Here is a 17245-nt window from a genome sequence, read left to right on the forward strand (position 1 = left end):
ATCTTATTCTTTCATCTCGGAGGAGCAAGATTGGCAAATGCCATGCGATTCAATGACATGATTAGTCAATTGAAAGCTATGCTTCTCAGCGTTACTGGCGAGTAGGGTGACAAGCGCATCGTCTTGCAGTTCTATCACAGTGCCACATTTATCGCAGATCAGTAGTTGGGAGAAATGTTTGTTGGCATTGCAAGAACAGCAGCATATGAAGCTATTGGTTGACTCAACTCGGTGAATGAAACCTTGTTCTAACAAGAAATCTAAAGCGCGATAAACCGTAGGAGGCTTGGCTTGTGGTTCACTGACTTTCAACTGCTCTAACAATTCATAAGCACTGGAGGCTTTTTTATTAGAGAGAATGAGCTCAAACACTCGCTTTCTCTGAGGCGTCAATCTAACGCCTCGCGATGCGCATATCCCTTCAACTTGCTCTATTAATGTGTGGTCCAAATTTTTCACCATTCAATCGGCCATCCCTAATTAAACCCTATTTCTAGGTTACTACGTTTTGGGGGCCAATGATTTCTATTAAAGTCAGGTACAGAGCGTATTGTGACCCACGACTTTGAATAAGACAAGGTAACTCAAAATGACAGTGTGACTCAAGGCATAACTGATTAATGAGGCTGAATTAGAGATCTGGTGAATAGGTTTATAAAAAAGTGTGAGGCAAAGTTCATATAGCACAAACAGGGCATAGCATTTACAATAGCCGACCTTGCTTTTGCTGGGTATTCCAGCATATTTTTTTGACTCGCTACTAGGGTACTTTGCCATGACACATTCATGTAGGTTGTCTGTCGCTCCAATGCTCGATTGGATTGATTAAGTAGCCTCAGCAAGGGCTATGCTAGTTTGAGGGGTACTATAGGAGTACCACGTTAATTTCTTAAGTCTGAGAAATTTGTTCAGGTTTCCAATAATCTTCTCCACGAATGCACATAATTTTCCCACTTGTGGTTGAAAGAGCTATATCAATTTTTTTAGGTGCAGATCTTGCGGCTTCAGCCTGATGAGGCAATAAGGTTAATTCTAATGGCTTCCCTGAAGATAACTCAATGTACGGAGTATCACCTTTTTTTGGGGAGGGTATTTCAGATACGTTGCACTTCTTACCGCTGTAATCGAAAAAGTATGCCTTGATTAGGTATTCACTGACTTCATTCTGATTAATCACCCTCATCCTTCCAGAAGTTTTGTTTTGGTCCTTCTGAGTTTCAATGTTGTAGGTTACATATTGTAAGTGCCTATAAGTGTTCGCTGCGATCGTGAAAATAAATACACTCGTTGTTGTGAGCAAAGCAAAAACAGGAAGTAATGGCCACATTATGGTTACTAGGGAATTACTGTTGCGATCTAAAGAGTGTGTGGCTTTTTCAATTGAGCAGGTTATTGCTCTTAATTCTTTTTCAAGCACTGTAGGTAGCGCCTTAATAGAAGCTGGCATACACTTTTTCGACGGACTGGAACCGTGAGAGGTTTTTGCATTATTGTTTAGGTGAATAGCAAGCGTAAATGCACCTACAACAAAAAAGCATAATAGGATGAAAATTTTCGAAGTAGTTGCAAGCCTAAGAATTGCTTTTCTAGGGCTAGGCATCACTTCGTTTCTATAGTATCTGGAAATTGAATTGAGCACTTTTACATTCTCTGTCCTGACCAAACCACTTCACCGATGATTTGGAAATCTTTATGCTCCAAATCTTTTTTGCTTATCTCCCAAGTTTTATAAGTTGGGTTATCGCTTACTACTTCGATTCCTTCCGGTAAGAATTGCAAACGCTTGACTAACAAGGCGCCTTCAAACCGAAATACATAGACCCCATCTGACGCAAAATCATCAATTTTATTTACCATAACCATACTCTGGTTCTTGAGTGTTGGCGCCATGCTGTCACCACGAACGGACAAGAGGAATACATTCTCTGGCTTGTAACCGAGGTCTTTACGGAGGTATTTTTCGCTGAAGAGGAGATCGGTGGAGGGGTCTTCGTTTTCGACAAGTGAGCCAGAACCGGCACTGGCTTCGACTTCATAGAGTTTTATTGAAACATACCCTCGAGGAGTGACGCTTCCATGAAGAGCTACCTGTTCTGCTTTTAAAAAAATATCTTCAGGTATCTTCCCTCTATAACGCCAAGTTTGAATGGTTGAAGTGGAGACTCCCAATACTTTGGCTAAATCGACGTTCCGGGAAGTCCCAGTCATCTCCTTTAACTCAGATAATTTATCATCAATTATGCTCATTTAATGCTCAAACCTCTCCAAAGTGTGCTTAGTTTGTTTTGAGCCTGTTTTTAGGCTCGAAGCTCATTGAGCATCCATTGAAATGCTTTTTGGGCTCAATTGACCTGAATTAACCAGAGTATCACAGGTGACCAGATGAATATGCAATTCGCATTGCTGGCTCGTTTCGAGAGTCCGACAGTTGAATTAAAGGCCGTAAGTCAGGAGTTTTTTGGGATTACGCCGAAAACCGCAGAACAGAAAGCTAAGGCGTGTGACTTTCCTGTTCCTACTTTCAAACTACGCGACTCTGAACGGAGTCCAACGCTGATCAGGGTGGAAGATCTAGCTATGTATATCGAGAAACGATATGAGCTAGCAAAAACCGATTGGCAATCAGTGAATGGATGAGGAGGAATTATGGAAACCCCTATGCATTCTATCAACATCGATTTTACTCATTCCAGTGAAGCTAAGTTGTTACATCGATTAATTGAAAGCCAGTTGAACCCATCTATTGACTCCGATGAGGATAGTTATCTCTCTGTTGTTTTGGGCCAATTTGAAGAAGCAATTGAACTACTTGAAAGTCTGGAGGTGTAGATATGCAAACACCAAAAGAGATTCGATTCTATGAGCTGAAATTGATGATTAAGCGCTATCAATATCGTCATGCAAAGTCGCCGCGTCAACGCGAGTTGATTGAGCAACAAGCTAAATTGATAAGTAAGCGAGTATCGAGCTATGCAAGACTCAAATCTTAATTTAGAGGAGCAGCTCAAAGAGCAGGCCAGCCGTGATGAAGCGACTCGTTTCTCTCTCGAGACGTCGATTGGTCATCATTTTTTTAAGCTGCTCCCCCGTGTTGTTCAGGAGGATATTGAACATCAACTTATCAAGCGTAAACAGCGTAAGAATCCGGATAGAAAAAATCTCGAACTCTTTACTGTTGATGTGTTTCGTCATGTCCTAAAACGTTCACCCATCATTGAAGATAAGTTTCCTTTTGCAGATGCTCGTAAAGAAGCCAAACCCAAACCAGTCGTGTGCTCAGAGCAGAGACCTTACATTCAACTTGATCACTTTACGCTGACCAATGACGAGGCGTTGGAGCGTTTGGCGCGAAACCTGACTGAAGTCTTTCACGATGAGATCCGCCAAGTGGAGTTAAAGGAAAGCTACTTATCTGCTTTAGATATGGCTTATCAAGCGATTGAAACCCAGATGAAGGAAATCCACCTTGAGCCACCGAAGTTATATATTACCGGACAGATGCCGCTTGAGGATTGTGAGCGTGAATACGAAAGTGCAATTCGTCGTTGTTTGGATGTTCGATATTTAGTGCGAAAGATCATTTATCTACGGAACCAATATCTTGAGTTCGCACAAATAGCACTTGAGCGGGTTGGGGGTGAGAAAGCGCAAAGAAGTTACGTATCGAGTCGTTCATTTGCACTGTGGCGCCGTAAACAAGTGGAAGCTGAAAATTATGTTCAGTCGATGGTTGTCGTCAGTGAAGATACCGACACCGTTTTTGATTTAAGTGAAGTGGTGAAGCGAACGACGGCGAATCATGAAAATCGTCGTATTGAGCTGGTGGTACGCTCTCGTGGTGATGAAGAAAGAGCCATCGATTTAGGTTATGAAGGGGTATTTATTACTTGGACTTTACCGGGAAAGTATCACCGAAGCTCAAAGCAGTGGATTGGGTGTACACCGAAGGAAGCCCATATAAATTTGATGGCTCAGTGGAAAAGAGCGAGAGCTCTCTTCAAAAAACATCAAGTTGATTGGTTTGGTCTTCGGGTGGCGGAACCACATAAAGATGGGACACCTCACGCACATTTGTTTTTGTATTGTCCTAAACAGCAACTTGAGAAATTAGTGGATATATGTCGTCAGATCGCTATAGAGGAAGATAACGAAGAGCTTAAAACAAAGGAACTTCAGGAAAAACGTTTCTTGGCTAAGCAATGTGATCCGTCGAAAGGAACTGCAACAGGCTACATCATTAAATACATTTCCAAAAACATTAATGGTGCTCATATGCCAGAGAAAGAAGCGGATGAAAATGCTTTATCAGCTCGCGCATGGGCATCAATTCATAGAATTAAGCAATTTTCTCAATCGGGCTCTCCGGCCGTTGGCCTGTGGCGACAACTCCGAAGAGCTAAACCATTAGATACCGCATTCGATGAGGAACTTGATTCACTGCGTGATCACGCTGATAACTCTAGATGGAAAGGTTTTTGTGAATTAGGTACCAAAGCCAAATTAGCTTATGAAGAGCAGTTTAATAAGTACGGGGAGAAGACCAAACGTGTGGTTGGTTTTCGCTGGTTCGGAAAACTTATTGAGACATGCAGCGAGCACTTTCGATTGGTTAAAAAATCGGATCTGAAGCAAGTGCAAGAAGCGCGGAGCGCTTTACCTTGGAGCACTGAAAATAAGTGTAACCCACCTCCGAAAATGGAGATATCCCCACTTGAAAAAGCGTTAATGGACGTGACCGGATGGAGCATTAAAGGCGTTCAATGCTTGCTTAAACCGTTATCGATGGGGGCGAAAATCCCCATTGATAAGCACACCACCCTCAGTCTGATAAATGGAAGATTGGGAGTGACTTAACCCACGCCAACGATGTTAATCAGGGGCATTTAACTAACGTCGAAAGACAGGAACTTTTATGAATATATCTATCAACACTAAAGCGATTTATTTTTACAGCTACAATATACCAGTTGTCGGTGAACAGATTTTAATCACCGAACAAAACTTATCGCCTGAACGTAATTTTATTCCGATGAACGAGCTTGCCGCTTTAAATGCAATAAACAAAGGCGTGCCGTTTGTTACGGATGCAGGTGAGCATGTTCACGCACTAGGAGCTGATCACTAACCACGAAGCCAACGTCGAGAGACAGGGGAAGACAATGAAAAGACTATCGCTTGAGGAGTGTCAACGAGATTTAGCCGCCCTTGATGCGGCTGATAAGCTGACCGCCAGCCTAAAAGTAGAAATTGACCGTTTTAAAGAAATGGACACCGGCGCACTCATGAAAAAAGCCATGGGAATGTTGGTGAGTGGCAACCTTTCACTGGAGGCGTTAGGCCTTCCCGTTAACTTGTTTGAGCAGCTTGAACACCTCGAAAAGCTCAATGGGGTGGCTCGCCTGAAATACCGCTCAGTCGTGGAGGCTCAAAAGCAGCAGCTTGATGAGATTGAAAGTGCAGAGGTAGATCATGGCTGAACATAAAAACCCAACCCGTGGGTATATATCTTGCCCGGTTTGTCAGTCGGTCGCCAGCGCCCATCAAGTGGGTGAAGGGAAGCTCATCGCTACAGGGGAGCCGCCTAAAAATAGCCGCAACATTGGATTGATGTATTACCGTTGCCCAAAGTGCGGTAACAGCTCACATAGCCATGAAGTGACCAAGTTCATTAAAGCGAATCTTGTCGCTGACCCAACCGAACTTCAACCGACAGTCACCGAAAAACTGTCGGTGGTTGATCCGGTTTTGATAACCGAACCTAACCGAACAGAGGTAACCGAGCTAACCGAGGGGTTAACCGAACCGGAAGAAACACAGGAAACCAGTAAAGACGCGGTTTCCAACCGAGAGATAACCGAAACCGCCGACGATGAAGAAGCTGAAAACACCCAAAGCACGTTTTCCTTTAAACGAGTCATAACAGCGTTGGTGTCGGTTATCTTCCTCCTCTGGGCATTTTCTCAACTGCTACCTAAACCGAAAGCCACAACCGAACCAACGCAAGGGGGTGAGCATGGAGCAAACGAATGAGGTCTTGTTGGGTGAGCCTACGGCGTTGGATGATTGGGGAGATTTTGGGGCGGTCATTGAGCAGCTTGAACAGCAAGAGCAAGGTGAGACCGATTCGGTTAGTCTAACCGATTCAACCGAAGCGGTAACCGAAGATAAAACCGAAGCCATGGCGGGGTTACTGAATATTGTGTTCGCCTTGACCGAACAAGCCACGTCCATTATTTCAGGGGTTGAGTTTGAATTTGACGGTAAAGGTAAACAAGCCGTCATTGATGCCGCGCAACCGGTCTTTGCCAAACATGGTTCAACCTTGATGGGAGTGTTTGGGGACTACATCGAAGAGGCCACGTTACTGCTGACTGTTTTGGGCTTGATCTACATGTCTAAACAACAAATGGCCGTCTTGATACAAGCTAAGGAGGTCGAGGGTGAACAAACCAAAACCCCTAGCCCTACCGAATCCCGTTAACGCTAACCCATCCTTTGATGCCGAACACACCCTCTATGTAGCGGGAACGGGAGGAGGAAAAACCTCAGCCGTTAAGTATTTAGGGTTAATCCCTAAAACCGCACAAGCGGTCTTTTTTGACCCCTACGCCAATTACGCGGGGAGTAAGTTTCAAGGGCAAATGTGCCACGGCACGAAGTCACGTCTAGCGTTTGTGAAATCGCTGGTGATGGCGCGTCGTCGTGGCGGCTCGTTTAAGTTGGCGTACGTACCAGCCAATGGGGCAACCTATGAAGAGTTGGAATTTTTCGCGTCAGTGGTGTGGTCGGTCGGTAACGGCCGAGCAAGCCGGCTCTATACGGTGATTGAAGAGTTAGCCTCCTGCGTAGAAACCTCTGGCAAACTTCGAGGTCGTGCGGGTGAGCTGTTGCGTGGCGGGCGTCAGTATGGCCTTGTGGTGCACTCCATATTTCAACGAGGTCAAGAGGTCCCGAAAACCGTGACCGAGCAATCCAGCGTTTGGTGGGTGGGCGCGGTGAATTCCATGAGTGATGCTCAATGGATCGCGGATAAACGCGGGTTGGATGTGAATACCATTGCGACGTTGAAATCCGCTAAGATCAACAAGCAACGTATTGGAAAACCGATCGCGGAATACCTCTTGATCCGTGATGGTATCGGTAATATTGAGCATAAGGCGCTGAACTGTCAGTCAGGCTCAAGACTCAATTTGAACTACCGATAACCGGCCTTTTTAACCTATAGGTTACCCGTCCAACCTATAGGTTAAATCCCCTTTCTTTTTAAACGCAACTCCACTTCTATAAAGACTCAATGTATCTGTTCGAAATCCAACGTCGAGAGACAGGGGAGTTTATGAAAGCTCAGCATAAAAACATCTTGATTGCTGTTGTACTGACCTTACTGATGATTGCCATCATTAATAACGTCTCAACGTTAGAAGCAGTCAAACAACTCATCAACGGCAAACGTGGCTGGTTTTAAGGGGAGACAAACATGTCAGTAAAACCAATCAAACTGAATTCCATGGTCGGGGCCGCTTGGGGACAAAAAGGCACGCTGCCTATTCCTGTAGGGCCGACTTACCATGAGTTAGTGCTAGAGACGAATGCCGAGGCCGCCGAGATTGAACGCTTGTCGATTACGCTGAATGCAGAGGAAATCTATATCTTAACGGGCAGTGAAATCCTGATGTTAGAGCGCTACAAGCAACGTGCTCATACGACTGGCCATTACGTGATCCCATTCAGTGACATTACCGCTCGCACTAAAAATGGGGTTCGCTACACAGGACTAGTGACGGAGGCGGGCGATAACATTCATTTGGATGTTCAGTTCAAAGCGAAAGCCAGCGGTGATCCCCTGTCTATCCAGGTTCATGCTTGGGTCACCAATGCGCAACCTGCCCGTATCTTGGTTCCAATGATAAAGCGTGAAACCATGCCAGCGAACGCCGCAGGAGTAAACGAGTTTACGAGCTTAGTCTCAAGCCCGTTAATCAGTTTGCGCCGAGCGCACTTTATGCACGCGGGCATTACTAAGCTCGAAATTGAACGTGACTTTGTGAAAGAGTACGAAGCCAACAAGTTCATCAATGAAGCGAACGCCAAACGCAACGAGCGTACCCCGCAAGCCGGTTATTTTCACTTTGATCCGATTGTGCGTGGCTTTTCTATTGATGAGCTCTTTCCAACACAACACAGCTCTAATTTGAAATTTTCAGTGACCACTAGTGACGTCGCCGGCTCAATTCCTATTTTGATTGAATCGGTCAAAGTGGTTCGCCCTGAAATGCTCGCAGGTAAATACTAAGGAGCACGCATGAGCTTTTTTGATGACCTGTTGGAGTTTGGTGAAGGGGCACTCGATAGCGTGGGAGAGAATGCCGATTGGTTATTTGGTCACAACGCGAATTCGTCTAATCCCAACACCACGCAGCAGCCAAACACCCCAGTGGTCGACAATAATGGCAATGCCGTGACGACGCCACAAGGTGGCGCTGTCGTGGCGAAAGATAACACCTTACTTTATGTCGGTGGTGGGATAGCGGCGCTCTTGGTGGTGGTTCTTCTCATTGTTCTCTTCAAGGATTAGCACATGCCATTACTTTTTATCGGTTTGGGCGGTCTGGGGCTTGGAACGGCACTCGGGGTTGGTGTGAGTCAGGGGCTCAACAAAACCTTAACCGCGATTGCGGTGATGGCTTTGCTCTACCTTGCTTATAAATTAGGAGTATTTCGCTAATGCTAGGCTCACTCACCTCTTTAACGGGGGGTGGAGGCTTGACGGGGGGCTCATCGGGACCTGCAACGTCTGGGAACACCTCCAATACCACCAATAACAGCGGCTTTACGGCCGGCGCAATGAACTTTGGCAGTCATAACGGCATACCGTGGTGGGGAATAGCGCTCGTGGCGCTTTTTGCGCTGTATGTTTTTACTCGAAAGTAACTTAATTCCTGAAACGTGGGGAAACGCCAAGCCGAAGTTAAGTAAAGCGCTTGGTGACTACATCAAGCAAGCTGAAATTGAAGTGAAAGCGGGGCGAGAGTCCCTCTATCGAGTCGAAGACACGTTCATGTTGTTACGCGGTGAGCAATCCCCCTCCGGCGCTAAGGAGTTAGTTGTGGTGGCTTTAGCGGGTGACATGGCCATCGGGACGCTCAGTGCTCTCAATCACGGAGTGGCGAATGGGTTTGATTCGATTCGCGCTCACTTTAATCAGCGCGGCGCTTATCGCTACATTCAACGTAAATTGCAATTGCCCGTGCGAGAGATTGAGACCCACAAGAATGAGCACGTATTACAAATAAGGTTTGATGACATGGGTGGACGGAGTAAATCAAAGAGCAATGCGAAAACCATCACCACGACCACCAACAAAAACAACAGTCTGGGCATTGGTGGTGATAACAACGGCTTTGCTCTGTCAGGGATAGAAAACTCTGACATTAATTTAAGCATGACTGATCACGGTGCCATGGCGGTGGCGGGTAAGACCGCGGAAGAGGCGTTTAACTTTGGCAATAACGCCTTAGATTTGGCGTCAGATAGCGTAGATGCGTCGCTTAATTTTGGTGAAAACGCACTGGATGGCGCGTTTAGCTTTGGTGAGAGTGCGTTAGGAGCCAATGCTGATCTGAGTGAGTACGCGATAGGGGCAAACACGAACCTGAGCGAGCACGCGATAGATTCGATTAAATCCATGGCGGGTCAACAAACGGAAACCACCAAAGCCGCGATTGCCATGGCGAACGCTTCCAAAGCAAGAGAGCAAACGGGTGAGAACGAAAGCAATAATGAGCTGTTGAAAAACGTGTCTCTTATGGTGGGCATTCTCGGCACGTTAATGACCATGGCCTATTTAGTCTCGGGGCGTAAGAAATGAAACAACTCCATACCTTAAACACTGGCGAAAGCATTCAGTTTAACGCAGGTCAGGCAGGCAAATACCTCATCATTCGTGAAGCCAGCCATTCCCTCATGCTTCGCGGAGACGCGTTACGTCCTACAGAAATCGGGCGGGGTGATACAGTGGATATCACTCGTTTTGATGAGCTTGAACTTTTTAACCATCAGGCGGAACCGGTCACGGTTGAATATCAAGTGGCGGACATTCCCATCAGCACCAAATCTCAAAACATCGATATTAATAATTCCGTCACGATTAGCGAAATCTTAACCCCCATCACTGTCAGTGCCGTTCAAGCAGAAGTGAAGACGCGCATTCAAAATGACAAGCTAACTGTGAAGAAGCTTGCTGACCTTTACACCTTGCAAAAGGTCGATACGGGCTATCTGGATTTAACGGGAGATGAACAAAGCATTGCCGGAAATGAAGAGCGGAAAGGACTCTTTATTCAAACCTATCAAGATAATGAGCGCTCTGTTTTGGTTCAAGGGTTGATTGAGGTTGTCGCCGGTGGTCATGTCCTTATCAAAAGCAATGAAGCCATTACATTGGAAGGCGTTGCTGGGGATGGTGTTCGTATTGGGGAGTTTATCTAATGTTTGAACTTCACAATCCTATTGGCAGTCGTGGTGATAAGACGGGAAACGGTGGTTTTCAATCATTAGTATTAAGCAACCAGTATGCTCAAGTTTCAGATGCCACAAACCGAAAAGTAGAGTTTTCTCTGTCAGATGATGTAGAGCTACTGGAAGTACGAGTGGGTTGGTCGGATAGCGAAAATTCAAGGAACTTAGATCAAGTCTCCTTTTGGTCTCAATGCTTTGATGCTCATGACGAGATGATAGCTAATAGCCATAGGTCAATGGTAGTTCCCTTTGTGGCTGGCTTTTCAATGCGATTTTATTTCATTCCTATTTTGACACCGAGCAACGCGAAAAAAATCATATTTACTTGCAATTATATTGATATTCAAGTGTGCATTGTGTCTCGAACGACCTTTAAGGAGTTAGAGCGATGATACAGGTCGATACGCAGGGGCGAATTGTCACGATTAACGCGCCTCAAGCGTCAACTCAATTAATCAGTTTAGAGGTCCAACTGACGCAAGACGTCGCCCTTAATCCCGAACTCTACCGATGGACTGGTGAGGCTTTTGTCCTGTCACTAGAGGCTCAACAAAATAAAGAGCAATCTGAAAGGCGCACAAAGGCTAAACATTACCTTGATGCGACCGATTTTTACTTAGTCCGTCAAGTAGAAACCGGCGCAGACGTCCCCCAAGAGGTTCTCTCCAAGCGCGAAACCGCTCGATCGTTACTCGTGACCCTGTTACCGGACTTTGAATAATGACCATTCAAAAGTTGAGTGCGCTCGTTGTGCTCTTCACTTTACTAGGAGTGTATTTCATGAACAAAAAAACCGTGGATAAGGCACTTAGTCAGTTTGCGTTATCAGCAAGAAGTGAGTCACGCATGATTGGGGTTCATGGCGATCTCAAGCGCGTGGTTCGCAGGGCGATAGAGTTAACCCCTTTTGATTTTGGGATTACCTCAGGAAAGCGAACGGCCGAAGAGCAAAACGCCCTCTTCAAAAAAGGCGCCAGCCAATTAGACGGCTACAGCAAAAAAAGCCGGCACCAAACGGGGCATGCCATCGATTTTGTCGTGTATGACGAAAACAACAAAGTCACATGGGGCTTTAGTTATTACGAGCAAGTCAGTTGGGCGTTTAAACAAGCGGCGCAAGAGCTGAATGTCCCTATTGTCTGGGGTGGGGATTGGGTCAGCTTTAAAGATGGGCCTCATGTGGAGCTCGATAAACGGGTTTATGCATGATAGGCGCCATCGCAAACCTCATCACTGGCGGCATTGATGCCTATAAGCAGCACGGCCTCAATAAAGCGAATGCCCTCAAGCGACAAGATGAGCTTGAGCAAGAGCGTCACCGAGCTCAAGTGAAGCGTTTACAGTCTGGGGATGAAAAGGCCGCTGATTTGGATAGGGTGAGCCTCAAAGATCGTGGCCTTAAAGATGAGTTCATTCTCTTGGTGGTGTTTGTTCCTCTGATTTTATCGTTTATCCCAGACTATGCCGAGTATGTGCAAGAAGGCTTCAAAGCGTTGGAATTTGTGCCTGAGTACTATTGGTACATAGTGGGCGCAGTGGTCATCGACACGTTTGGTTTTCGCTCTATGGTGCGTTACTTACTGGAGTTCTTTTCATTTAAATTCAGGGGTAAGTAATGGAGCTACTCGTCTCACTGAACAGCATGGGCTTATCGCCGACCTGGATAGCGTTACTCGTTGTGTTATGGAAGCAAGATAAACGCTTAACCATCATTGAAACAATTTTAGAGGGTAAAAAGAATGGCTAAAACAGGGGTCAAAAGAAACGGCACGTTAAAAAAGGGGTATCGCTTCGCCAAAGGTGGGCGTGTTGTGAAAGCAAAAAGCACCACAAAGAAGCGAAGAAAACGTCGATAAAATAAATTGCAGATAGCAAAAAGGCCACTCAATGAGTGGCCTTTTTTCATGCATAAAAATGCACTTTGAAGATGGCAGGGGTGGAGAGATTCGAACTCCCAACACGCGGATTTGGAATCCGCTGATCTGCCAATTGGAGCTAAACCCCACGACTTTGAGCAACCGTCCATTTTCAAGGGTCTAGCGTTACTTTACGTAAGTCCCCCTATAGTATTTGGCCTATGGGAAACCCTACGAAATGAGTTCAAGTAAATGGCAGAGTATCAAACACTAATAGTCGCAGTTGCGAGTGCCTTGTCTAGCGGGGTGGGTGTAGGTATCACACTCAAAACGGATGTTAAGTGGTTGCGCTTAATGATGGAAAAGATGGATAGAAGGATTACTCGCTTAGAAATGAGAGGGCTAGAATAGTGAGTGTTCTATTTTGTTCACTGTAATTTTTTTGTTCAAAAGCCTGGACCTTCTCTCATAAATTGAGTATTATCTGATTCAAAATTTACTGTTGGTTTCCCAGAATGCTTAGAAAAAAGAAAATGATCAGTGTTGATGAGTCGATGATTTTTAATGCAGATAGTTTAGATATCTTGCGCGATATGGAGAGTGATTCTGTCGATTTGATCGTTACCTCACCACCTTATGCAGATCAACGAAAGAGTACATATGGTGGTATCAGCCCGAATAAATATATTGAATGGTTCCTTCCTATCTCGGAAGAACTGCTACGTGTTTTGAAACCTACGGGTTCGTTTGTTTTAAATATAAAAGAAAAAGTTGTGAATGGGGAAAGGCACACATATGTCTTAGAGCTAATATTAGCTCTAAGACAGCAGGGATGGTTATGGACAGAAGAGTATATTTGGCATAAGAAAAATAGTTTTCCGGGGAAGTGGCCGAATCGTTTTCGTGATTCTTGGGAACGTTGCTTACATTTTAATAAACAGAAAAAATTTGCCATGTACCAAGATGAAGTTCGAGTGCCTATGGGAGACTGGAAGAAAAGCCGATTAAAAAACTTAAGTGATACAGACAAAATCAGGGATGAATCGAAAGTTGGTAGTGGCTTTGGAAAGAAGATTGAAAACTGGGCTGATCGTGATTTGGCATACCCTACTAATGTTCTTCACCTATCAACTGAATGTTCAAACAGGAGTCATAGTGCTGCCTTTCCTGAAGATTTGCCCTCTTGGTTTATCAAATTATTCACTAAATCAGGTGATATAGTACTAGATCCTTTTTCTGGCTCTGGCACGACTGTCAAAGTTGCTAGAGGCTTAGGCCGGATAGGATTGGGAATAGAATTATTGGAAGAGCATTGTGAAGTAAGTGCTGAAAGATTGTCTTTATCTAAGCATTTGATTAATGGTCAGTGCGTATACAAGAGTGAATAATGATTGATTCAGAAATTGTAAATCGTTTTATCCAAGATAATGTGTTTGAAAGTTTTCATTTAAAAAAAGAACAAAAAATAAAATCAGTAAAACTTTCAGATATAACAAAAAGGAAGAATCCATATTTATTCAAGGCTAAGGGTATGGATAATGCTAGTGACTTGATTCGTTCAATTATGGATGCCACGGTTTCTTCTGGTGAAGAAACCATTTTTGGTAACTTTATGGAGCGTGTGGCTATTTTTACATCTGAGCAGGCTTTTAATGGTAGAAAGTCGAGTGCTAGAGGAATCGACCTAGAGTTTGAAGATGGTACTTCAAAGTACTTAGTGAGTATTAAATCCGGTCCTAACTGGGGGAATTCATCACAAATAAATAAGATGAAGGATAATTTTATTCTTGCTAAAAAAGTACTGGGAACGTCAGGAGGAGTAACCACTCAGCGTGTAATGTGCGTTGAGGGATGTTGTTATGGTAGTGAAGCCAACCCTGAAAAAGGGACTCATTTAAGATTATGTGGTGAAGATTTTTGGAGTTTTATCTCCGGTGGTAATAAGGATTTATTCAAAGATATAATCGAACCATTTGGTTTCGAGGCAATAAAACGTAGTGATGCTCTCAACTCAGAAATTAACGCTAAGCTCAATTTGTTCACCGCTGAGTTTGTAGAGCTATACTGTGATTCTTTTGGTCGAATTGATTGGTCAAAGCTTGTTGAAGATAATTCAGGAAGTAGATCTAGGTCGAAAATATAATTCCACATCTTATTGAAAATAAAGAATTTCTGATCTTAGAATAGGGATGACAATATGAAACCGTGGAGGTGTTTATGGGATGCGTTATCCCTGGATGTGGCAATCCTGCTACAAATAACTTTTCTGTTCGATTGAGAAGAGAAGATACATCAGCAATATGGGCTCCAAATACAAATGCTTATGTCTGTGATGAGCACGCGGCGCAAGGATTTGATATTACGGTCCATTTAGTTCCAAGAAATGATGATAGCCTTGTTACTCATGTTAGTTCCGGTGCTGGCCGTGGGTACTCACGCACCACCCGGATAAGAAACCAACCTTGATTGTTTTACTATGAAAGGCTCTCTATTGAGCCTTTTCATGTAGTTTGTGTGGAAATAGTTGCGTATAAACCTGCCACAAAATATTTAAGTTTCTGTGTCCTGTCACTTGAGCCACCTCTTCAATTGAATAGCCTTTTTCAAACAATCTACTAGCTCCCTCTCTTCGTAAATCGTGGTACCTCAAGTCTTCAATACCCAATTCATTTCTTACTCGCTGAAAGCCTGCACTAACACTTCGTGAGTTGTACGGGAAAATGAGTTCGCCTTTGTCTGGTTGTTTCAGTGCGATCTCAAATGAATCGCCAAGCAACGGCACAATCATATGATTACCTTCTTTCTTCCTTGGGTCTTTTCTGTCTCTGACGAGTATCGTTTTATGTTCTTGGTTGAGATCTTCCCAACGCAGCTTGCAGACTTCACCAATTCGCATACAAGTAAGAATGCTGAACTCAAGAATATCGGTGAATGGGATTCGAGTTGTGCCGTTTGGCCGGAAAGATTCACGTTGTTCTAATCCAAGCTTTAAGAGTTTCAGTTCTTCAGAAGTTGGGCGGCGTGTTCGTTTCTGACTCTTACCGACTAACCCCATATCAATCAGAACGGGTACGGCTTCATCAAATATCTGGTGATTGGTGTCGATGTTGAAGACAGGCCTAGACTTTTTCATTACAGAACGCAGGTAAGCAATATCATGATAAATCGTTGCGGGTTTGGCTCCTGCGCCTCTTCTATTTTTACAGTGCTCTATTAAGTCGCTAGTTCGTAGCTGATTACTTTCAACTTGGGCGATGTCGCAATCCCTAAGCATTTTAATAACGTAGCGTTTTGTTCGGCCTGTATTGTCCCAAAGGTCACGCTCGGCCATGAACAAATCGAGGAGTACCGAAAGGGGGACTGTTTTTGGCTGATTGAGTACCCCTTGAGCCTCTAGTTCAGCTACCCTTTTTTTACCGAAAGCTTTAGCGAGTGCTTTCTTTTTTAGAGTTTTGCTTTCCCTGTGTATAATGCGCGAATTCTTTTTAACGATGATTGTTACCTTGAACCTTGGTTCACCGCTTTTTAGCTTTCTGGTCTCGATGGTATAACTTGCCATTGTCCAACTCCTAAAGGGGTACTTGAGGGGTACTACAGGAAGTAATTCCGTTTAATTCTAGGTAATTCGCTGTATGTTTGTACAGTATTAATTGAGACTGAATCATGACAAACACTAATAAAACCAGTAAATACGCTAGTCACCGACTTTCTGTTGCACCCATGCTCGATTGGACTGACCGCCACTGTCGTTACTTTCACCGTTTGCTTTCTCAGCAGACTCTTCTGTACACGGAAATGGTAACAACGGGCGCGATCTTACATGGTAAGGGCGACTTTCTAGAATATAACGAGCAAGAGCATCCTCTTGCTCTTCAACTCGGCGGTTCTAATCCGGTTGATCTGGCGGCTTGTGCCAAGCTTGCTGGTGAACGTGGTTATGATGAAGTAAACCTTAACGTCGGTTGTCCTTCAGACCGAGTTCAGAATGGTCGCTTTGGTGCGTGCCTAATGGCTGAGCCTGAGCTGGTGGCAGATTGTGTTTCAGCGATGAAAGAAGTCACTGATATTCCAATTACCGTGAAAACGCGTATCGGTATCGATGACCAAGACTCTTATGAGTTTCTAACTAAGTTTGTTTCGACGGTTTCTGAAAAAGGTGGCTGTGAGCAATTTACTATCCATGCGCGTAAAGCGTGGTTGAGTGGCCTGAGTCCGAAAGAGAACCGTGAGATCCCACCTCTAGATTATGATCGTGCATATCAAATCAAGAAAGATTTCTCTGATCTGGTGATTGCCGTGAATGGTGGCATTACTACTCTTGAGCAAACTAAAGAGCACTTACAACACCTTGATGGCGTGATGATTGGTCGTGAGGCTTACCATAGCCCATTTATCTTGGCTGAAGTCGATCAGCAGATCTTTGGTTTAGACACGCCAATCAAGAAGCGCTCACAAGTGGTTGAAGAAATGTACCCGTACATCGAACGTGAACTTTCAAATGGCGCAAGCTTAGGACATATCTCTCGTCATATGCTTGGTTTGTTCCAAAGCATGCCTGGTGCAAGACAATGGCGTCGCTACATCAGTGAAAACGCACATAAGAAAGGTGCAGGTATCGAAGTGATGCAAACAGCATTGGCTAAGATCCCTAAAGAGCTAAATGTTTAACCTCCCTCTAAGTTAAAAACTTAAGGTTAAATTCGCCATTAGAGGCTAAATTTACCACTACAAGTTTCCGAAAAGCCACGCATGAAGATGTGTGGCTTTTTATTTATCTGATAAATAAGGATTTTCTTGGGTTGGCATACTTGGTATGGAAGCTGCAATGTTAGAAAGTAGGAAAGATAGGTCATTAACTCATTAGGGAGACC

At 44.4% G+C, this 17245-nt stretch carries 29 protein-coding genes; 25 read left to right on the top strand and 4 right to left on the bottom strand.

Annotated features, from left to right (window positions below; all coding sequences use genetic code 11):
* Nucleotides 1–3 precede the first annotated feature (3 nt).
* The 3 genes from zur to OC193_RS01460 all read right to left on the bottom strand — a co-directional run bounded on the left by zur (nucleotide 4) and on the right by OC193_RS01460 (nucleotide 2247).
* Complete coding sequence (gene zur / locus OC193_RS01450) at nucleotides 4–462, bottom strand: zinc uptake transcriptional repressor Zur (RefSeq protein WP_048661606.1); 459 nt, start codon at nucleotides 460–462, stop codon at nucleotides 4–6.
* A 427-nt stretch (nucleotides 463–889) separates the two neighbouring features.
* On the bottom strand, nucleotides 890–1600 hold the full coding sequence (locus OC193_RS01455) for a hypothetical protein (RefSeq protein ID WP_048661607.1): 711 nt from the start codon (nucleotides 1598–1600) through the stop codon (nucleotides 890–892).
* Nucleotides 1601–1641: 41 nt separating this feature from the next.
* Entirely contained in the window at nucleotides 1642–2247 is a 606-nt protein-coding gene (locus OC193_RS01460; protein ID WP_048661608.1) for a LexA family transcriptional regulator, read from the bottom strand.
* A gap of 135 nt (nucleotides 2248–2382) precedes the next feature.
* On the opposite strand from OC193_RS01460, the gene OC193_RS01465 reads away from it, so the two are divergent.
* The 24 genes from OC193_RS01465 to OC193_RS01580 all read left to right on the top strand — a co-directional run bounded on the left by OC193_RS01465 (nucleotide 2383) and on the right by OC193_RS01580 (nucleotide 14517).
* Nucleotides 2383–2637, top strand: a complete 255-nt coding sequence (locus tag OC193_RS01465; protein ID WP_048661609.1) for a pyocin activator PrtN family protein — start codon at nucleotides 2383–2385, stop codon at nucleotides 2635–2637.
* A 9-nt stretch (nucleotides 2638–2646) separates the two neighbouring features.
* Nucleotides 2647–2829 carry a hypothetical protein gene (locus OC193_RS01470; protein ID WP_048661610.1) on the top strand — a complete coding sequence of 61 codons (183 nt, stop codon included), beginning with the start codon at nucleotides 2647–2649 and terminating at the stop codon, nucleotides 2827–2829.
* 2 nt (nucleotides 2830–2831) lie between these two features.
* On the top strand, nucleotides 2832–2990 hold the full coding sequence (locus OC193_RS01475) for a hypothetical protein (RefSeq protein WP_155407283.1): 159 nt from the start codon (nucleotides 2832–2834) through the stop codon (nucleotides 2988–2990).
* Nucleotides 2971–4854, top strand: coding sequence for a replication endonuclease (locus OC193_RS01480; protein ID WP_080968036.1), 1884 nt, complete (start codon nucleotides 2971–2973; stop codon nucleotides 4852–4854). Before OC193_RS01475 ends, OC193_RS01480 begins: the two co-directional genes overlap by 20 nt.
* A gap of 58 nt (nucleotides 4855–4912) precedes the next feature.
* On the top strand, nucleotides 4913–5125 hold the full coding sequence (locus OC193_RS01485) for a hypothetical protein (RefSeq protein ID WP_048666230.1): 213 nt from the start codon (nucleotides 4913–4915) through the stop codon (nucleotides 5123–5125).
* A gap of 34 nt (nucleotides 5126–5159) precedes the next feature.
* Complete coding sequence (locus OC193_RS01490) at nucleotides 5160–5477, top strand: hypothetical protein (RefSeq protein ID WP_048666229.1); 318 nt, start codon at nucleotides 5160–5162, stop codon at nucleotides 5475–5477.
* Complete coding sequence (locus tag OC193_RS01495; protein WP_048666228.1) at nucleotides 5470–6030, top strand: hypothetical protein; 561 nt, start codon at nucleotides 5470–5472, stop codon at nucleotides 6028–6030. The genes OC193_RS01490 and OC193_RS01495 overlap by 8 nt, the downstream gene beginning before the upstream one ends.
* Nucleotides 6014–6481: a hypothetical protein gene (locus OC193_RS01500; protein WP_048666227.1), complete on the top strand. Its 468-nt coding sequence runs from the start codon at nucleotides 6014–6016 to the stop codon at nucleotides 6479–6481. The genes OC193_RS01495 and OC193_RS01500 overlap by 17 nt, the downstream gene beginning before the upstream one ends.
* The gene (locus tag OC193_RS01505) at nucleotides 6441–7205 is read left to right on the top strand and encodes a hypothetical protein (RefSeq protein WP_048666226.1); all 765 of its coding nucleotides are present in this window, start codon (nucleotides 6441–6443) and stop codon (nucleotides 7203–7205) included. Before OC193_RS01500 ends, OC193_RS01505 begins: the two co-directional genes overlap by 41 nt.
* 131 nt (nucleotides 7206–7336) lie before the next feature.
* Nucleotides 7337–7465, top strand: a complete 129-nt coding sequence (locus OC193_RS01510; protein WP_017081565.1) for a hypothetical protein — start codon at nucleotides 7337–7339, stop codon at nucleotides 7463–7465.
* A 12-nt stretch (nucleotides 7466–7477) separates the two neighbouring features.
* A complete protein-coding gene (locus OC193_RS01515; protein WP_048666225.1) occupies nucleotides 7478–8293 on the top strand; it encodes a major capsid protein P2 in 816 nt (271 codons plus the stop codon).
* A 9-nt stretch (nucleotides 8294–8302) separates the two neighbouring features.
* The gene (locus OC193_RS01520) at nucleotides 8303–8575 is read left to right on the top strand and encodes a hypothetical protein (protein WP_048666224.1); all 273 of its coding nucleotides are present in this window, start codon (nucleotides 8303–8305) and stop codon (nucleotides 8573–8575) included.
* 3 nt (nucleotides 8576–8578) lie between these two features.
* Nucleotides 8579–8725, top strand: coding sequence for a hypothetical protein (locus OC193_RS01525; RefSeq protein ID WP_165901754.1), 147 nt, complete (start codon nucleotides 8579–8581; stop codon nucleotides 8723–8725).
* Nucleotides 8725–8931: a hypothetical protein gene (locus OC193_RS01530; protein ID WP_048658788.1), complete on the top strand. Its 207-nt coding sequence runs from the start codon at nucleotides 8725–8727 to the stop codon at nucleotides 8929–8931. The genes OC193_RS01525 and OC193_RS01530 overlap by 1 nt, the downstream gene beginning before the upstream one ends.
* Nucleotides 8912–9868: a hypothetical protein gene (locus OC193_RS01535; RefSeq protein ID WP_048666223.1), complete on the top strand. Its 957-nt coding sequence runs from the start codon at nucleotides 8912–8914 to the stop codon at nucleotides 9866–9868. Before OC193_RS01530 ends, OC193_RS01535 begins: the two co-directional genes overlap by 20 nt.
* Complete coding sequence (locus tag OC193_RS01540; RefSeq protein WP_048666222.1) at nucleotides 9865–10488, top strand: hypothetical protein; 624 nt, start codon at nucleotides 9865–9867, stop codon at nucleotides 10486–10488. Before OC193_RS01535 ends, OC193_RS01540 begins: the two co-directional genes overlap by 4 nt.
* Nucleotides 10488–10910 carry a hypothetical protein gene (locus OC193_RS01545; RefSeq protein ID WP_105059400.1) on the top strand — a complete coding sequence of 141 codons (423 nt, stop codon included), beginning with the start codon at nucleotides 10488–10490 and terminating at the stop codon, nucleotides 10908–10910. The genes OC193_RS01540 and OC193_RS01545 overlap by 1 nt, the downstream gene beginning before the upstream one ends.
* Nucleotides 10907–11239, top strand: coding sequence for a hypothetical protein (locus OC193_RS01550; protein WP_055319856.1), 333 nt, complete (start codon nucleotides 10907–10909; stop codon nucleotides 11237–11239). The genes OC193_RS01545 and OC193_RS01550 overlap by 4 nt, the downstream gene beginning before the upstream one ends.
* Nucleotides 11240–11298: 59 nt before the next feature.
* The gene (locus OC193_RS01555) at nucleotides 11299–11727 is read left to right on the top strand and encodes a M15 family metallopeptidase (protein WP_048666341.1); all 429 of its coding nucleotides are present in this window, start codon (nucleotides 11299–11301) and stop codon (nucleotides 11725–11727) included.
* A complete protein-coding gene (locus tag OC193_RS01560; protein WP_048666340.1) occupies nucleotides 11724–12134 on the top strand; it encodes a hypothetical protein in 411 nt (136 codons plus the stop codon). The genes OC193_RS01555 and OC193_RS01560 overlap by 4 nt, the downstream gene beginning before the upstream one ends.
* Entirely contained in the window at nucleotides 12134–12265 is a 132-nt protein-coding gene (locus OC193_RS01565; RefSeq protein WP_258166914.1) for a hypothetical protein, read from the top strand. Before OC193_RS01560 ends, OC193_RS01565 begins: the two co-directional genes overlap by 1 nt.
* Before the next feature lie 361 nt (nucleotides 12266–12626).
* Nucleotides 12627–12785: a hypothetical protein gene (locus tag OC193_RS01570; protein ID WP_165901753.1), complete on the top strand. Its 159-nt coding sequence runs from the start codon at nucleotides 12627–12629 to the stop codon at nucleotides 12783–12785.
* A 104-nt stretch (nucleotides 12786–12889) separates the two neighbouring features.
* On the top strand, nucleotides 12890–13762 hold the full coding sequence (locus OC193_RS01575; protein WP_230682248.1) for a DNA-methyltransferase: 873 nt from the start codon (nucleotides 12890–12892) through the stop codon (nucleotides 13760–13762).
* Nucleotides 13762–14517: a PmeII family type II restriction endonuclease gene (locus tag OC193_RS01580; protein WP_048658795.1), complete on the top strand. Its 756-nt coding sequence runs from the start codon at nucleotides 13762–13764 to the stop codon at nucleotides 14515–14517. Before OC193_RS01575 ends, OC193_RS01580 begins: the two co-directional genes overlap by 1 nt.
* Nucleotides 14518–14862: 345 nt before the next feature.
* Here OC193_RS01580 and OC193_RS01585 read toward each other — a convergent pair whose 3' ends face one another.
* Complete coding sequence (locus tag OC193_RS01585; RefSeq protein WP_048658796.1) at nucleotides 14863–15933, bottom strand: site-specific integrase; 1071 nt, start codon at nucleotides 15931–15933, stop codon at nucleotides 14863–14865.
* A gap of 104 nt (nucleotides 15934–16037) precedes the next feature.
* Here OC193_RS01585 and dusA point away from each other — a divergent pair, with 104 nt between their 5' ends.
* On the top strand, nucleotides 16038–17042 hold the full coding sequence (gene dusA, locus OC193_RS01590) for a tRNA dihydrouridine(20/20a) synthase DusA (RefSeq protein ID WP_048658797.1): 1005 nt from the start codon (nucleotides 16038–16040) through the stop codon (nucleotides 17040–17042).
* Nucleotides 17043–17245 lie beyond the last annotated feature (203 nt).

Origin of the sequence: Vibrio crassostreae, assembly GCF_024347415.1 — a bacterium.
Taxonomy (GTDB): domain Bacteria; phylum Pseudomonadota; class Gammaproteobacteria; order Enterobacterales; family Vibrionaceae; genus Vibrio; species Vibrio crassostreae.

What these genes read in the sequence shown, in the direction of transcription:
- OC193_RS01495 (WP_048666228.1), top strand. Translation starts at nt 5,470, where the DNA reads ATGGCTGAACATAAAAACCCAACCCGTGGGTATATATCTTGCCCGGTT.
- OC193_RS01550 (WP_055319856.1), top strand. Translation starts at nt 10,907, where the DNA reads ATGATACAGGTCGATACGCAGGGGCGAATTGTCACGATTAACGCGCCT.
- OC193_RS01585 (WP_048658796.1), bottom strand. Translation starts at nt 15,933, where the DNA reads ATGGCAAGTTATACCATCGAGACCAGAAAGCTAAAAAGCGGTGAACCA.
- OC193_RS01540 (WP_048666222.1), top strand. Translation starts at nt 9,865, where the DNA reads ATGAAACAACTCCATACCTTAAACACTGGCGAAAGCATTCAGTTTAAC.
- OC193_RS01490 (WP_048666229.1), top strand. Translation starts at nt 5,160, where the DNA reads ATGAAAAGACTATCGCTTGAGGAGTGTCAACGAGATTTAGCCGCCCTT.
- OC193_RS01525 (WP_165901754.1), top strand. Translation starts at nt 8,579, where the DNA reads ATGCCATTACTTTTTATCGGTTTGGGCGGTCTGGGGCTTGGAACGGCA.
- OC193_RS01555 (WP_048666341.1), top strand. Translation starts at nt 11,299, where the DNA reads ATGAACAAAAAAACCGTGGATAAGGCACTTAGTCAGTTTGCGTTATCA.
- OC193_RS01500 (WP_048666227.1), top strand. Translation starts at nt 6,014, where the DNA reads ATGGAGCAAACGAATGAGGTCTTGTTGGGTGAGCCTACGGCGTTGGAT.
- zur (WP_048661606.1), bottom strand. Translation starts at nt 462, where the DNA reads ATGGTGAAAAATTTGGACCACACATTAATAGAGCAAGTTGAAGGGATA.
- OC193_RS01515 (WP_048666225.1), top strand. Translation starts at nt 7,478, where the DNA reads ATGTCAGTAAAACCAATCAAACTGAATTCCATGGTCGGGGCCGCTTGG.
- OC193_RS01575 (WP_230682248.1), top strand. Translation starts at nt 12,890, where the DNA reads ATGCTTAGAAAAAAGAAAATGATCAGTGTTGATGAGTCGATGATTTTT.
- OC193_RS01475 (WP_155407283.1), top strand. Translation starts at nt 2,832, where the DNA reads ATGCAAACACCAAAAGAGATTCGATTCTATGAGCTGAAATTGATGATT.
- OC193_RS01460 (WP_048661608.1), bottom strand. Translation starts at nt 2,247, where the DNA reads ATGAGCATAATTGATGATAAATTATCTGAGTTAAAGGAGATGACTGGG.
- OC193_RS01565 (WP_258166914.1), top strand. Translation starts at nt 12,134, where the DNA reads ATGGAGCTACTCGTCTCACTGAACAGCATGGGCTTATCGCCGACCTGG.
- OC193_RS01470 (WP_048661610.1), top strand. Translation starts at nt 2,647, where the DNA reads ATGGAAACCCCTATGCATTCTATCAACATCGATTTTACTCATTCCAGT.
- OC193_RS01570 (WP_165901753.1), top strand. Translation starts at nt 12,627, where the DNA reads ATGGCAGAGTATCAAACACTAATAGTCGCAGTTGCGAGTGCCTTGTCT.
- OC193_RS01520 (WP_048666224.1), top strand. Translation starts at nt 8,303, where the DNA reads ATGAGCTTTTTTGATGACCTGTTGGAGTTTGGTGAAGGGGCACTCGAT.
- OC193_RS01510 (WP_017081565.1), top strand. Translation starts at nt 7,337, where the DNA reads ATGAAAGCTCAGCATAAAAACATCTTGATTGCTGTTGTACTGACCTTA.
- OC193_RS01545 (WP_105059400.1), top strand. Translation starts at nt 10,488, where the DNA reads ATGTTTGAACTTCACAATCCTATTGGCAGTCGTGGTGATAAGACGGGA.
- OC193_RS01465 (WP_048661609.1), top strand. Translation starts at nt 2,383, where the DNA reads ATGAATATGCAATTCGCATTGCTGGCTCGTTTCGAGAGTCCGACAGTT.
- OC193_RS01485 (WP_048666230.1), top strand. Translation starts at nt 4,913, where the DNA reads ATGAATATATCTATCAACACTAAAGCGATTTATTTTTACAGCTACAAT.
- OC193_RS01560 (WP_048666340.1), top strand. Translation starts at nt 11,724, where the DNA reads ATGATAGGCGCCATCGCAAACCTCATCACTGGCGGCATTGATGCCTAT.
- OC193_RS01455 (WP_048661607.1), bottom strand. Translation starts at nt 1,600, where the DNA reads ATGCCTAGCCCTAGAAAAGCAATTCTTAGGCTTGCAACTACTTCGAAA.
- OC193_RS01535 (WP_048666223.1), top strand. Translation starts at nt 8,912, where the DNA reads ATGTTTTTACTCGAAAGTAACTTAATTCCTGAAACGTGGGGAAACGCC.
- OC193_RS01480 (WP_080968036.1), top strand. Translation starts at nt 2,971, where the DNA reads ATGCAAGACTCAAATCTTAATTTAGAGGAGCAGCTCAAAGAGCAGGCC.
- OC193_RS01530 (WP_048658788.1), top strand. Translation starts at nt 8,725, where the DNA reads ATGCTAGGCTCACTCACCTCTTTAACGGGGGGTGGAGGCTTGACGGGG.
- OC193_RS01580 (WP_048658795.1), top strand. Translation starts at nt 13,762, where the DNA reads ATGATTGATTCAGAAATTGTAAATCGTTTTATCCAAGATAATGTGTTT.
- dusA (WP_048658797.1), top strand. Translation starts at nt 16,038, where the DNA reads ATGACAAACACTAATAAAACCAGTAAATACGCTAGTCACCGACTTTCT.